Source organism: Synechococcus sp. MIT S9452 (genome assembly GCF_047304245.1).
Lineage (GTDB): Bacteria > Cyanobacteriota > Cyanobacteriia > PCC-6307 > Cyanobiaceae > RCC307.
This window is the reverse complement of sequence record NZ_CP138956.1, coordinates 1,037,616-1,050,386: the sequence shown is the minus strand read 5'-3', so window position 1 is coordinate 1,050,386 and position 12,771 is coordinate 1,037,616. Positions and strand designations below refer to the sequence as shown.

Here is a 12,771-nt window from a genome sequence, read left to right as displayed (position 1 = left end):
GGCTTGGGGCTGCAGCGGGCCATGAGGGGGATCGTCTTTGTGGTGCGCTCCAACACCAATGGGCTGCACAAAATCGGTGTGACCAAAGATTGGCTGCGCAGCTCCAAGCAGCTGCAGGTGGGCCAGCAAACCACTCAGATCCACACCGTTTGGGTGAACAACGCCCTACAGATCGAGCGCTACTTGCAGCGGCGCTTTCGCGCCAAGCGGATGCCGCAATCGGATTGGTTTGCCCTCGATGCCGGCAACTTGGACTTCCTGCGCGCGGTGTTGCTCAAGGCCCGCAGCGACCACCAGCCGCCGCCGCTAGCCCTGCCCCCTCAGCGGAGCCGGCCGGCTCCCCCGCCACCGCCCTCAGCGCCGCAGCCCGCCTGGTCATCGCGGCCAGCGCCGCCGCCCCCCCCTGCGGCCCGGCGAATAAAGGCCCCAACACCAGCAGCTGAGCCGAGGCGGCCCAAACGGCCGGGCTACTCCGTTGGGGTGGCTCCGCTGGTGATGCTGATTTGGGTGATGGCGGGATTGCTGATCGGCTGGCTCGGGATGCTGGGTGCCAGTCAGGCCCTGGTGATGGCCGGCATCGTGATGTTGAGCCCGTTTGGGTTGGCAGCGGCCCTATTGATTGGTGCCCTGCTGCGTCAGCAGCGCAAGCAGCGCCTCGGCTGAAGCAACCCTTGGCCCAGCCTGCAGCGCCCAACTTTGATCAACGGGTGTATGCCCTCGTGGCGCAGATTCCGTCTGGCCGCCTGGCCACCTACGGCCAGATCGCGGAGCTGTTGGGCTGCTGGGGCTGCGCGCGCCAGGTGGGCTGGGCCCTGCGGCGGCTGCAACTTCCCAGTGAGGTTCCCTGGCAGCGGGTGGTGAATGCCAAGGGCCGCATCAGCTTTTCGCCGGCCCGGGAAGGCAGCGATTGGATCCAGCGGCAGCTGTTGATCGAGGAAGGCATCCCGGTGAATGAGCTGGGGGTGCTGCCCTTGCGGCGCTATCTGTGGACACCGGAGCTACCCACCCCTTTTGAGTCCTGATTCCGCTGTTGGCTTGCCGCCGCGCCTGGTGGCCTGGCGCGTCTTGGAGGCGGTGGGGGATGGGGCTTATGCCGATTTGGCCCTCGAGCGCGAGCTCAAGCGCAGCAAGCTCAGCCCCCGCGATCGTGGGCTGGCTACTGAGCTGGCCTATGGCGCCATTCGTCAGCGCCGCCGCCTCGATGCTTGGCTCGACCGGCTGGGCAAAGTGCCGGCCGCCAAGCAACCGCCCCGGCTGCGCTGGCTGCTGCACATCGGCCTGCAGCAGCTGTTGTCCATGGACCGGGTCCCGGCCTCAGCGGCGGTGAGCACTGCGGTGGAGCTGGCCAAACGCGAACGGCTGCAGCGCTTGGCTCCAGTGGTGAATGGAGTGTTGCGCGCGGCGGTGCGGGCGCTGGAGGCCGGTGAGACCCTGCCGCTGTCCAGTAATCCCAAGCAGCGCTGCGCCCTGGAGCACTCGCTGCCCGATTGGCTCGTGGCTGAGCTGTGGGGCCAGATCGGCCCTGAGCGCACTGAGGCTTTAGCGGCTGCGAGCAATCGCATTCCGCCGATTGATTTGCGTTGCAATCGCTTGCGCAGCAGCCGGGAAGCGTTGCTTGAAAAGCTGCCAGCGGCAGCCCTAGATGAGCTGCCCGATGGGCTCACCCTCACCAGCCGCCCGGGCCCGTTGCCGCAGTTGGCTGGCTTCAGCGAAGGCCATTGGTGCGTGCAAGATCGCGCCGCCCAGCGCATTGCGCCGCTCTTAGATCCTCAGCCTGGTCAGCGGGTGCTCGATGCCTGCGCGGCCCCTGGCGGGAAAACCACCCACATCGCTGAGTTGATGGGTGATCAAGGCGAGGTGGTGGCGCTGGATGTGGCGCCAAGGCGGCTGCAGCAGGTGAGCGCCAATGCCGAGCGCTTGGGCTTGAGCTGCATTCGCACCGAAGCCGCTGATGCCACCGACCTCACCGATTGGGAGGCCGAGAGCTTTGATCGGGTGCTGCTCGATGTGCCCTGCTCAGGGCTGGGCACCTTGGCTCGCCATGTGGATGCCCGCTGGAATCTCAAGCGCGATGGCATTGAGGAGTTGGTGGGCCTGCAGCACCAATTGCTTGAGCAAGGTGCGCGGCTACTCAAGCCCGATGGCCGGCTGGTCTATGCCACCTGCACCGTGCACCCCGCTGAGAACACAGGCGTGGTGGAGGCGTTTGTGGAGGAGAACCCCGATTGGCAGCTGGTGGCAGAGCCCCTGCAGTTGTGGCCCGATAGCCAAGGCGGTGATGGCTTCTTTGCTGCAGTGCTCAGCCGCCAGCAGTGAACTGAATCAGGTCGCGGCAGCCGGTGATCCCCACCACGGCAAATAGCACCGCCCCCAGGACCATGGCGCTGACATGCAGCCGCCGCAGTTGGGTGGTTGAGGCAATCCCGCTGCGGGCGGCCAGGGAAAACAGCAGCAGGCCAATCAGCAACACCCCCGACCAGAAGTGGGAGCTCCAAAAGGGCAGCTCGCCGATGGGGAGTTGGGTGCCCAGGCCAATCAAGCCGCCCCAACACAGCAGCGTGAAGCTGGCTTTGAGCGTGTCGGTGCTCACGCGCCACAGGGCCAGCAGGGCGGCCAAGGTGCCTAGGCCGGCAGCCCAAAGCACCGGGTTGAGCCCCAGGCCATTGCGCCAGGCGATCACCAGATACGACCACAACGTGATCACCACGGCGCTGCTCACCAGCCAGCGGCCGTGCTCCCAGTGCTCGGTTGGCACGGTGTCAGGCAGGGCAGGGTTGTAGTCGGTGCGCTTTTCACGCGCCAAGATCCCTAGCCGAATCGTGGCTCCTGCCACGGGATACACAAACAGGATCGCCAGCACCGGATGCAGCAGAGCCAGCCACTCCAGGGCCGTTAGTTGACTCACTCGAAGGGATTCACTGTTGGTTCGATGATCTCAAGTCCTGGGGCCAGCTCCACGGTGGGTCCAGGGGTGAGCGGCATCGGCACCACATCAGGTGCTGGCGCTTCAGCTGGATCGTTGCCAAAGCCGTCATCGAGCGGTGGTGGGGCATCAAGGTCTTCGAAATTCTTGATCGCCTCAGGATCCGGAGGCAGGAAGGCGCCAGCGGGCGCTTTGAAGCTGCGGGTTAGCACCGGCTTGGGCGGGAACTGCTGCACCGGCATGTCCTTCACCACCGGGATCATGTACTGGCGCCAGGCCCAGGCGGCATCGCCACTGGAGCCTTTTTGCTCCCGGTTGTCGTCGTAGCCGAGCCAAACAGCTGTCGTGAGCTGCGGAATCGAGCCAATGAACCACAGATCGCGGCCCCCTTCTGAGGTGCCGGTTTTGCCAGCCACTGGGCGGTCTTCCAGCTTGGCGGCCACACCGGTGCCGCCGCTCACCACCCGTTGCAGCATCCAGCTCATGGCATCTGCGGTGTCGCTATCCACCGCGCGTTTGGTGCGTGAGCCATTGCTCTGGCGGCTCCAGATCACCCGGCCATCGGAGCCGCTGATGCTCATGAATGGTGTGGGCGGCACATACACGCCGCGGTTGGTGATGGCGGCATAGGCGCTGGCCATCTCCAGCACGGTTTGCTCATAGGCGCCAATGGCCAAGGGGTAGTAGCGGCCCAAGGGGCGGCTGATGCCCAAAGAGCGGGCGGTGCTGATCACCGCATCGAAGCCCACCTTGTCGAGCAGCTGCACCGCCACGGTGTTGAGCGAGTTCTTGAGCGCATCGGCCAGGCTCACCTTGCCGAAATACTTGTTGCCGAAGTTCTTCGGGCAGTAGCCGCCCCAACACTGCTTTTTATCGATGAAGATGTCTTCTGGCTTGACGCCGGCCTTCACTGCAGCGGTGTAGTCGAACAGCTTGAAGGTGGAGCCTGGTGAGCGCAGGGCCTGGGTGGCGCGGTTGAACTGGCTCTTGTTGAAGTTGGTGCCCCCCACCATGGCGCGCACCAGGCCGGTGCCGGGCTCCAGCGACACCAAGGCTCCCTGCTGGCCGCCCCAGGTGTTATTGGCGATCACCTTTTTGGCTTGCTTTTGCCAACCGGCATTGAGGCTGCTGCGGATCGTGAGCCCGCCCACTTCCAATTGCTCAGGGCTCAGCACCCGCGGCAGCTCCTGGGCCACCCAACTGGTGAAATAGGGGGCGGTGCTGTTCCAGAACTTGGGCAGCGCTGGCTTGAGCCAGAGCTTGGCTTGGCGCGCTTCCTGTTCTTCGGTCGGGGTGATGAAACCGGCCTCCAGCATCTTGCGCAGCACGCTGTTGCGCTGCTGGATGGCCAGATCGGGATTCACCAGCGGTGAATAGGCCGACGGCGCCGGCGGTAATCCCGCGATCAGTGCCGCCTCCGGCAGGTTCAGCTGATCAACCGTTTTGGAGTAGTAGATCCAGGCGGCATCCGCCACGCCGTAGGCGCTGGAGCCCAGATAAACATTGTTGAGGTATTGGTTGAGGATCTGCTCTTTGCTGAGCTGACGCTCGAGCTTCAAGGCCAAAGCGGCTTCTTTGACCTTGCGGATCAGGGTTTGATCCTGGTTGAGGAACACCACCCGAGCCAGCTGCTGGGTGATGGTGCTGGCGCCCTGCTTGACCGAGCCGCTCTGCAGGTTGGTGACCACAGCCCGGCTGATGCCCACCACATCCACGCCGTTGTGCTGGTAGAAGCGGCGATCTTCTGCGGCGATGAAGGCTTCCTTCACCAGCTCAGGCATTTGGCCAACGGCCAATTTCTCCCTGGAGGCGGGCCCCAGCTTTTGCAGCACCTCCCCATCGGCAGACAAGATCGTCACCGTGCCGGGGCGGCTAAAGGCACTGATGCCGCGGGCGTCGGGCAGCAGGCCATCGATCTGCTTCAGCACAGCGGAGCTGCCAAATGCCGCCGTGGTGCCTGCAGCAGCAGCTACCACGCCTGCCAGGATCAAGCGCCGCCGGCGCGGGATCGTCACCGGCCGCCGCGGAGCTGCCCCCTTGCCTTTGGGTTCATTGTTCAGCTCAGGGGTTCGGGCCAATGGGCGTGTCCCAGAGAAAAACAGAGTTGAGAAAACCTAACCGGCACTGCTGAAGCCGCTGTGGCCCAGGGCCAGTGCGGTGACCAGCATGCCGATCACCAAAAACGGTTGGGCGCTGGCTTGGTACTTCACGTCAAAAGCCACTGGATCGCGCAGCAGCCAGATGTCTTGGAAGGTGATCTGGGGAATGATCAGCAGCGTCAGCAGCACAGCCGCAAAGTGCTGACCCAGCAGCACCAGGGCCACCACCATGGCGATCTGGAACACATCGATCATCCCGGCGCTGATCCAGCTGGCCCGCTCGATGCCAAACACCACCGGCAGCGATTGCAGCCCCAGCTCGCGGTCGCCCTCCACGCTTTTGAAATCGTTGACCACGGCAATGCCAAGGCCCGCCAGGCTGTAGGCCAAGGTGAGCGCCACGATGCCCCAGCTGAGCTGGCCAAAGAGAGCCTGCCCGGCCCACCAGGGCAGGGCGATGTAGCTGGCGCCCAGGGCGTAGTTGCCGAGCCAGCCGTTTTGTTTGAGCTTCAGCGGCGGGGCGGAGTAGATGAAGCTCACAAAGGAGCCGCCCAAGGCCAGCAGCAGCAGCACAGGGGTGCTGTGACCAGCCCAGAGATCGAGCCCGTAAGACACGGCGATGCCGGCGATCAGCAGCACCCAGATCTGAACCTTCACCTGCCACAGAGGGATCGCCCCAGAGGGGATTGGCCGGTAGGGCTCATTGATCGCGTCGATCTCGCGGTCGTAGTAGTCGTTGATGGTTTGGGTGAAGCCCGCCAGCAGCGGGCCGCTCATCAACATGCAGGCCAACGACGCCAGAACATCACTGGTTTGCCAGTGGAAGTTGCCGCTGGCGGCCGCGCCACACAGCACCCCCCAAATCAGGGGGATCCAGGTGACCGGTTTCATCAGCTGCAAGCGCAGCTTCCAGATGCTGGAGGTGCCGCTGGCACCTTTCATGCCAAGCAGCTGACGGGCGTCGCTCACAAGCTCAAGCTGGGGCGATTTCGTCTTGGAAGAACCAGGTTTCCGGGCCTCCTTCCAGCTTCACCTTGACGCCAACGCCGCTGCCGTCGGTCATCTTGAAGCCGGTCACGGTGCCTTCGGAATTGCCGAGCAGCAGCTTCACCAGATCTGCCGGGATGCGATCGCGCACGCGGGTGATTTTCACCTTGGATCCCACGTTGATGGCAGGCTGGGACATCGACGGTGCTGACTGGGTTTCGCGGCAACCTTACCAGCGCCATCTCGTTCCTTTGTGCTGCTGGTGCTGCTGTGGTTGCTAAACGGATCATTCCCTGCCTCGACATGGCTGCCGGCCGCGTGGTGAAAGGGGTGAATTTCGTCGGCCTGCGCGATGCCGGCGATCCGGTGGAACTGGCCTGCCGCTACGACGCTGCGGGCGCCGATGAATTGGTGTTTCTCGATATCGCCGCCACCCACCAAGGCCGCGAAACCCTGGTGGAGCTGGTGGAGCGCACGGCTTCGCAGCTGTTTATTCCTTTCACCGTTGGTGGTGGGATTCGCTCGCTCGATGGCATCACCGCCCTGCTGCGCGCTGGTGCCGACAAGGTCAGCCTCAATTCCTCGGCGGTCAAAGATCCTGAGCTGATCCGTGCCGGGGCCCGCCAGTTTGGAGCCCAGTGCATCGTGGTGGCCATCGATGCTCGCCGCCGCACTGGCGGTGGCTGGGATGTGTATGTCAAAGGAGGCCGCGAGAATACGGGCCTTGACGCCATCGCGTGGGCCCAGCAAGTGGTGGAGTGCGGCGCAGGTGAATTGCTGCTTACTTCCATGGATGGTGATGGGACCCAACAGGGGTATGACCTGGAACTCACAGCAGCCATTGCCGATGCGGTGAGCGTGCCGGTGATCGCCTCCGGTGGTGCGGGCTGCCTGGATCACATCGCTGAGGTGCTGGAGTCCACTGGCGCCGCCGCTGCTCTTTTGGCGTCGCTTCTGCACGACGGTGTGCTCACGGTGGAGCAGATCAAGGCCGATTTGCAGCGTCGCGGTGTGCCTGTGCGGCCGCTGGTGATGGCTTGAGTTCGTTAAGTTGTCTGTGGCTTTTCTTACCGAATGGGGTCCAGCGGCTTGGATCTGTTACCCGGCTTAATTGGTTTATTGCTCGTGGCCGTGGTGATCACCTTGGTGGCTTGGGCCTTGAACCTGATGCAGTCAGCCAGTGACAGCAATGAGTTTTCGTTGATGCTGGCCGGCTGTTTGGTGTGCTCGGCTGCCGTGGGCCTCTCCACCGTGATGGTGATCAGCTTGACGGGCCCCAACGCGCCGTTGGTTCACATTTTTCATGCCGGCTGAAGCCCAGGCGGTGCGCCAGCTCTTTGATGCGGTGGCTCCCCACTACGACCGCCTCAATGATCTGTTGAGCCTGGGGCTGCACCGGCTCTGGAAGCGCGAAATGGTGCAGCGCTTGGCGCCTGTTGCTGGCGAGAAGTGGCTGGATCTCTGCTGCGGCACTGGCGACTTGGCACTGGTGCTGGCCGAGCGGTTGCGCCGTGGGGGGGCTGTGTTGGCTGTTGATGCAGCAGCAGCTCCGTTGCAGCAGGCCCGCCGCCGCCATGCGCGTTGTCCGTGGTTGCCGGTGCAGTGGCTGCAAGCCGATGCCATGGCGGTGCCTCGGGCGGCTGAAAGTTTCGATGGCGCCGTGATGGCCTATGGCCTGCGCAATCTCCCCGATCCGGCGGCGGGCTTGCGAGAACTCAGGCGCTTGCTGCAGCGTGATGGCCGCGCGGCGGTGCTGGATTTCAATCGCGGCGGCGGGGCTGCCTTAGCGCTGCAGACCCAGGCCTTACGGCGGGTGGTGGTGCCGGTGGCGAGCCAGCTGGGGCTCAAGGAGCAATACGCCTACTTGGAGACGAGCATTGCTGAGTTCCCCACTGGCGATGAGCAAGAGCAGTTGGCGGTCTCGGCTGGTTTCAGCTGGGCGCAGCACCGCCCCATCGCCGGTGGCTTGATGGGCCTGTTGGAACTGCGTTGCTGAGCCTCACCAGTTGAAGCTCACTTGGATCCCCGGCACCACCAAAGTCTCTTGATCGCCGGTGCCCTCGGGGTTGACGATGACTTGAATACCGGGCTGCAGCACCAGCTTTTGGCTGAGTTGCAGGATGTAGCCCAGCTCAATCATTCCTTCGTAGCTCTGGCGTTGGCCTGAGCTGCTGCGGGAATAGGGGGAAAAGCTGCTGCGGGTCGCGCCGAGAACAACCGAGTCCAAGGGGCGGTGTGGAATCACGCCTTGGGTGATCCAGCCCCCTTCGATAAAGAAGGGCACTTCATTAATCGCTGGCTCTGTGCCCACTGCGGCACTACCCCAGAGGCGGCTGCCATGGCCCAGGGCAAACGGCACTGCCACGGTGGCGCTGGTGAAGACAGTGTTGGCGCGGTTCTCCCAGCGCTTGGGGTTGTTGAGTTGCGGGAAACGCCAGCTCCCCGAAACCACGCCGAGCTGCAACACCGGATCGGGCAGCTCGTTCTGCAGCTGCATCGGCTTTTGGCAGCCCTTGCGGTGGCGCACCACCACATCGGGATTCTTTTGGCTCATGCAAATCAGCAAAGGCCCTTGCTGTTTCTTGTTGAGGGCCCACTTCAGGCTGAAGGCCTGCAACAACCCATCGCTCTGGTTGACGTTGAAGCGCCATCCCTTCCATTGCCCCACTTGGTTGCCGGCGCGTTGATTGCTGAGCTGAAAGGCGCCGTAGTTGAGCGTGAGGCGATCGCTGGCTCGCCAGGAGGCGATACCGCCCATGGAGGTGGATGGTGCAATCGGATAACCCGGCAGGCTCAGATTCAGCGTCGAGTTGATCGTCGAGTTGACATAGAAGTTGTAGGCCGCTGTTTCCAGTAGGGGATCGAGGCTGAGGTTGTTTCCAACTTTCAACGTCAGTTCTTCGCTGTCGCGTTGCAGCCAAAGCCCTTGTAGCCAGATGCCCTCATTAATTCCTGGGCTGTCGACGAGCGACTGCAACGGGAAAGCGGCACCAATTTCGCTGCTGAAGTAGGGGGGCGGTCCGAGGTAACTGGCGATGCTGGCGCGTCCGCTCCAGCGATCGAACTCCGCTATGTCGGCAACGTCTTTGCTGAAGCCGCGGCTCAGGCTCAAATCAATGGCCTGCATGTCGATCGAACTGAACGTTCGCTGCTCGGAGCCGGTGACGTTGCCCATCGGTTGGCTCACCAAGCTGAGGCTCATGGCCATCCAGTCCGGCAGGCCCAGCATGTCGCCGAAATTGGCAGCCTCCAGGAAGCCTCTCGGCGACTCCATTAACTTCAGCGGCTTTTGCTGCTTGGGCTGATCAGCTGGTGCAGCGCGCAGCTGAGTGGGGGCCAGCAGCAGTGCCACGCTGAACAGCGCCAAAGAGCAGCGGCTGCGCAACCCCATCGCTTCCGCCTCCTGCTCGTGATCCAGAAATTAGGGGCGTCTGGAAGGCAGCAATGCTGAAAGGCGAAAGCTGTTGGAGCGTCCACTGTGCTGCTGTGACTAGAGCGGTGAGGACTGGCCGCGAAGCTTGTGCTGCGTCGTTCCTTTCTGCAATTAGGAGTACTTGGCGCTGTGGTCGGCGGCGCCAGCCTGGAGCTGTTGCAGCAAGCCAAAGCATCAGCGCGGCGGTCCTGGGAGCGCTTCATCGCTCAGCCGGCGTTTCAGCGGCCCCGCAATGCCGCCACGGTGGTGCTTGAGGTCGCCACGGCACCGATCACGGTGTTGGGGCAAACCGTTGAGCGGGGCTGCATCCGGCAGCTCAATGGCCAGCGGGGCTACACCACCGCCCAAGCCGATGGCATCAATCTCGAGCTGATCAATCAGCTGCCGGTACCCACCACGGTGCACTGGCATGGCCTGATTCTTCCCAACGCCATGGATGGGGTGCCGTTTGTCACCCAACCGCCGATCCCGCCGGGGCAACGCCAACGCATCCACTACCCGCTGGTGCAAAACGGCACCTTCTGGATGCATTCCCACTACGGCCTGCAGACCCAGAGCTACGTGGCTGAGCCGTTTGTGATCCTTGATGCGGAGCAAGAGCACTGGGCTGATCGCACCATCACCGTGATGCTGCGGGATTTCAGCTTCACCCCGGCCAGCCAGATCCTCAGCAACGTGGTGGCTGGTGAGCGTGGTGGTGGCACCGCCATGGCCCAACGCTTGGCGGATTTCCCCTGGCACGAGCCGCGCCTGCTGCTGACCCAGCAATGGGATCCGGCGGGCCAACGCTTTGGCTGGAAGCAAGAGCAAGGGGTGTTGATGATGGCCCCTGATGTGGTCTACGACGCGCTGCTGGCCAATGAGCGCAGCCTCGATGACCCCGAAATTATTGATGTCGAGCCGGGCGAGACGGTAGCGATTCGCTGGATTGCAGCCAGCGCCTTTATGAGCTTTTTCCTGGATCTCGGTGCGCTTGAGGGCGAGCTGCTGCGCACCGATGCCAATCCCGTGGAGCCGATTCGCGGCTCGGTGTTTCAACTGGCTTTAGCGCAGCGCCTCACCCTGCGGCTGACCATGCCCGAGGTGCCAGGAGTGTTTCCTCTATTGGCCTTGGGTGAACGCAGCAATTTGCGCTGCGGGGTGGTGCTGCGCAGCAGCCGCAAGCTCAAGGCTCCTGCCTTGGCTCCGCAAACTGATCAGTGGACCGGCTCATTGGATTTCAGCCAAGACCGGCAATTGCGGGCCAAGACGCCGCTGGCTGAGCGTGCGTCCGACAACACGATTCCCGTTGCCCTCACCGGGCCTGCCCCCAAATACCGCTGGGGCCTCAACCATCGCTTTTATCCCTACCGCGACCCCTATTGGGTGAAAGAGGGCCAGCGGGTGGAGATGGTGTTCAGCAACCCCACGCCGATGGGCCATCCCATGCATCTGCATGGCCATGAATTCCAGATTCTCGAAATCGATGGTGAGCCTGTGGCCGGCCCGATGCGCGACACGGTGTATGTGCCCAAAGGCGGCCGCTGCCGCATTGCCTTTGATGCCAACAACCCTGGGATCTGGGCCTTCCACTGCCACATCAGCTACCACCACGTGCGCGGCATGTTCAACGTGGTGGCTTACCGCTCAGCGGATTTGAGCTGGTGGGATCCAGCCGGCTTTGGCCACGAATATTTGCCTTTCTGAGGGGTTTTTCGTTCGGCTTCCACTCCAGGCGATTCAGCAGCTGGCGCGCCTCTGGTGCAATAGATTAAGGAAATCTGAAGAAGTAGGTCGAGGCTGTGGAGGCTCCGCTGCTGTTTCCATTACCCGAGATCGAGCCCCGTATTCAGCAGTTGCTGGAGCGGACCTTGGCCATGAATGGCCTGCTCGTGGTGACCGAAGCGCGCTACGGGGTGTCTGTGGAGTCTGGTGCTCCGCCGCCAAATGAGCCGGATCCGGTCGAGTCGATCCGCTTTGTGCCCTTCGCCAAGATCGAGGCCTTCAACAGCGTGTTGCGCCGGCGCCCAGATGGCGGCGATCTGGCTGAACAGATCTGCAGCTTGCTGCTGGATCACTACGGCAGCAGCGCCAAGCCTGTGCTGTTGTTGCGCCGCAATGGCAACCACTGGTTAGGGATGCTGGATTACTGCCCCGAGTCGCGCGAGCGCAGCCACCGCATTACCCATTTGCACCGCTGCTTGGCCGCTTCCTAGTCGGGCGAAAGGGTTGGGGCCGGCGTTGCTCGGGGCTGGGTAAACGCAGCTGCTCGTCAGCCCATTGGGAGGCCAGGGCTGAGAGCAGATCGTCGCGGTTTCCAAAGAGCCGAAGCATGCCGATTTATTGAGAACGTCTCGCAACTCAAGCAGGGGTGTGTGCTGAATTGCAAGTGATTCGCAACAGCAGTTGATCTTCGGCCTGCAGAATTGCCCAGGCCATGCCGATTGCTGTGCAGTTTCAGGACATCATTTCCACCCTCCAGCGCTTCTGGGCGGATCAGGGATGCCTGGTGTTGCAGCCCTACGACACCGAAAAAGGTGCCGGCACCATGAGCCCACACACGGTGTTGCGCGCCATTGGCCCGGAGCCCTGGGCTGTGGCCTATGCCGAGCCCTGCCGCCGGCCCACTGACGGCCGCTACGGCGATAACCCCAACCGGGCCCAGCACTATTTCCAGTTCCAGGTGTTGATCAAGCCATCACCCGATGGCATCCAGGAGACCTACTTGCGCTCCCTCGAAGCCCTGGGCATCAAGGCGGCTGATCACGACATCCGCTTTGTTGAGGACAACTGGGAATCCCCCACCCTTGGCGCCTGGGGTGTGGGCTGGGAGGTCTGGCTTGATGGCATGGAGGTGACCCAGTTCACCTACTTCCAGCAGTGCGGCGGCATCGATTGCAAGCCGGTATCGATTGAGATCACTTATGGCCTCGAGCGTTTGGCCATGTATCTCCAAGACGTGGAGAGCCTGTGGGAGTTGCAGTGGGATAGCCAGCGCAGCTACGGCGATATCTGGCTGCCGTTTGAAAAAGGCCAGTGCACCTACAACTTCGAAGCGTCCAACCCGGAGCGGTTGTTCAAGCTTTTTGAGATCTATGAGGCGGAAGCCAAAGACCTCTGCGAGCAGGGCCTGGCGGCACCCGCGCTGGATTGGGTGCTCAAGTGCAGCCACACCTTCAACCTGCTGGAGGCCCGCGGGGTGATCTCGGTGACCGAGCGCACCGCCACCATCGGCCGGATTCGCACCTTGGCCCGACAGGTGGCCGAGTCGTGGCTGGCCGAACGCGAAACCCTTGGTTTCCCCCTGCTGAAGGGTTAAGTCCTGCTGGCCAACCGGGGAACCCTGAGCT

General features: G+C 62.9%; 14 protein-coding genes. 9 read left to right on the top strand and 5 right to left on the bottom strand.

The window, feature by feature from the left end; translation table 11 throughout:
- Positions 1 to 21 precede the first annotated feature (21 nt).
- Genes SIB46_RS05390 through SIB46_RS05380 form a run of 3 tightly spaced genes read left to right on the top strand, consistent with a single transcriptional unit; the run spans position 22 to position 2,316 of the window.
- Positions 22 to 663, top strand: coding sequence for a GIY-YIG nuclease family protein (locus tag SIB46_RS05390; RefSeq protein WP_413297492.1), 642 nt, complete (start codon positions 22 to 24; stop codon positions 661 to 663).
- An 8-nt stretch (positions 664 to 671) separates the two neighbouring features.
- Positions 672 to 1,022: an MGMT family protein gene (locus SIB46_RS05385; protein ID WP_413297491.1), complete on the top strand. Its 351-nt coding sequence runs from the start codon at positions 672 to 674 to the stop codon at positions 1,020 to 1,022.
- The gene (locus SIB46_RS05380) at positions 952 to 2,316 is read left to right on the top strand and encodes a 16S rRNA (cytosine(967)-C(5))-methyltransferase (RefSeq protein ID WP_413297490.1); all 1,365 of its coding nucleotides are present in this window, start codon (positions 952 to 954) and stop codon (positions 2,314 to 2,316) included. The genes SIB46_RS05385 and SIB46_RS05380 overlap by 71 nt, the downstream gene beginning before the upstream one ends.
- On the opposite strand, the gene SIB46_RS05375 is transcribed toward SIB46_RS05380, so the two are convergent.
- From SIB46_RS05375 to SIB46_RS05360, 4 genes are all read right to left on the bottom strand, one after another.
- A complete protein-coding gene (locus SIB46_RS05375; protein WP_413297489.1) occupies positions 2,300 to 2,905 on the bottom strand; it encodes a DUF4079 domain-containing protein in 606 nt (201 codons plus the stop codon). The two genes, SIB46_RS05380 and SIB46_RS05375, sit on opposite strands and share 17 nt — an antisense overlap.
- Positions 2,902 to 4,938, bottom strand: coding sequence for a transglycosylase domain-containing protein (locus SIB46_RS05370; RefSeq protein WP_413297719.1), 2,037 nt, complete (start codon positions 4,936 to 4,938; stop codon positions 2,902 to 2,904). The genes SIB46_RS05375 and SIB46_RS05370 overlap by 4 nt, the downstream gene beginning before the upstream one ends.
- Positions 4,939 to 5,037: 99 nt before the next feature.
- Positions 5,038 to 5,991 carry a chlorophyll synthase ChlG gene (chlG, locus tag SIB46_RS05365; protein WP_413297488.1) on the bottom strand — a complete coding sequence of 318 codons (954 nt, stop codon included), beginning with the start codon at positions 5,989 to 5,991 and terminating at the stop codon, positions 5,038 to 5,040.
- Positions 5,992 to 5,995: 4 nt separating this feature from the next.
- On the bottom strand, positions 5,996 to 6,208 hold the full coding sequence (locus SIB46_RS05360; protein WP_011934996.1) for a DUF2862 domain-containing protein: 213 nt from the start codon (positions 6,206 to 6,208) through the stop codon (positions 5,996 to 5,998).
- A 71-nt stretch (positions 6,209 to 6,279) separates the two neighbouring features.
- Between SIB46_RS05360 and hisF the strand changes: the two genes are divergently transcribed.
- The 3 genes from hisF to ubiE are packed head-to-tail and all read left to right on the top strand — an operon-like array spanning position 6,280 to position 8,005.
- The gene (hisF, locus tag SIB46_RS05355; protein ID WP_413297487.1) at positions 6,280 to 7,050 is read left to right on the top strand and encodes an imidazole glycerol phosphate synthase subunit HisF; all 771 of its coding nucleotides are present in this window, start codon (positions 6,280 to 6,282) and stop codon (positions 7,048 to 7,050) included.
- Between the two features lie 48 nt (positions 7,051 to 7,098).
- Positions 7,099 to 7,323: a hypothetical protein gene (locus SIB46_RS05350; RefSeq protein ID WP_043737807.1), complete on the top strand. Its 225-nt coding sequence runs from the start codon at positions 7,099 to 7,101 to the stop codon at positions 7,321 to 7,323.
- On the top strand, positions 7,313 to 8,005 hold the full coding sequence (gene ubiE, locus SIB46_RS05345; RefSeq protein ID WP_413297486.1) for a bifunctional demethylmenaquinone methyltransferase/2-methoxy-6-polyprenyl-1,4-benzoquinol methylase UbiE: 693 nt from the start codon (positions 7,313 to 7,315) through the stop codon (positions 8,003 to 8,005). Before SIB46_RS05350 ends, ubiE begins: the two co-directional genes overlap by 11 nt.
- 3 nt (positions 8,006 to 8,008) lie before the next feature.
- On the opposite strand, the gene SIB46_RS05340 is transcribed toward ubiE, so the two are convergent.
- Positions 8,009 to 9,400, bottom strand: coding sequence for a carbohydrate porin (locus SIB46_RS05340; RefSeq protein ID WP_413297485.1), 1,392 nt, complete (start codon positions 9,398 to 9,400; stop codon positions 8,009 to 8,011).
- Between the two features lie 129 nt (positions 9,401 to 9,529).
- On the opposite strand from SIB46_RS05340, the gene SIB46_RS05335 reads away from it, so the two are divergent.
- The 3 genes from SIB46_RS05335 (at position 9,530) to glyQ (ending at position 12,740) form a co-directional block, all read left to right on the top strand.
- Positions 9,530 to 11,128: a multicopper oxidase family protein gene (locus SIB46_RS05335; RefSeq protein ID WP_413297484.1), complete on the top strand. Its 1,599-nt coding sequence runs from the start codon at positions 9,530 to 9,532 to the stop codon at positions 11,126 to 11,128.
- 95 nt (positions 11,129 to 11,223) lie between these two features.
- Complete coding sequence (locus SIB46_RS05330; protein ID WP_413297483.1) at positions 11,224 to 11,637, top strand: hypothetical protein; 414 nt, start codon at positions 11,224 to 11,226, stop codon at positions 11,635 to 11,637.
- A 233-nt stretch (positions 11,638 to 11,870) separates the two neighbouring features.
- Entirely contained in the window at positions 11,871 to 12,740 is an 870-nt protein-coding gene (gene glyQ, locus SIB46_RS05325; RefSeq protein ID WP_413297718.1) for a glycine--tRNA ligase subunit alpha, read from the top strand.
- Positions 12,741 to 12,771: the final 31 nt, after the last annotated feature.

Excerpts from the sequence above, each read along its gene's own strand:
- SIB46_RS05390 (WP_413297492.1), top strand. The coding sequence starts at position 22 with ATGAGGGGGATCGTCTTTGTGGTGCGCTCCAACACCAATGGGCTGCAC.
- SIB46_RS05380 (WP_413297490.1), top strand. The coding sequence starts at position 952 with ATGAGCTGGGGGTGCTGCCCTTGCGGCGCTATCTGTGGACACCGGAGC.
- SIB46_RS05360 (WP_011934996.1), bottom strand. The coding sequence starts at position 6,208 with ATGTCCCAGCCTGCCATCAACGTGGGATCCAAGGTGAAAATCACCCGC.
- ubiE (WP_413297486.1), top strand. The coding sequence starts at position 7,313 with ATGCCGGCTGAAGCCCAGGCGGTGCGCCAGCTCTTTGATGCGGTGGCT.
- SIB46_RS05340 (WP_413297485.1), bottom strand. The coding sequence starts at position 9,400 with ATGGGGTTGCGCAGCCGCTGCTCTTTGGCGCTGTTCAGCGTGGCACTG.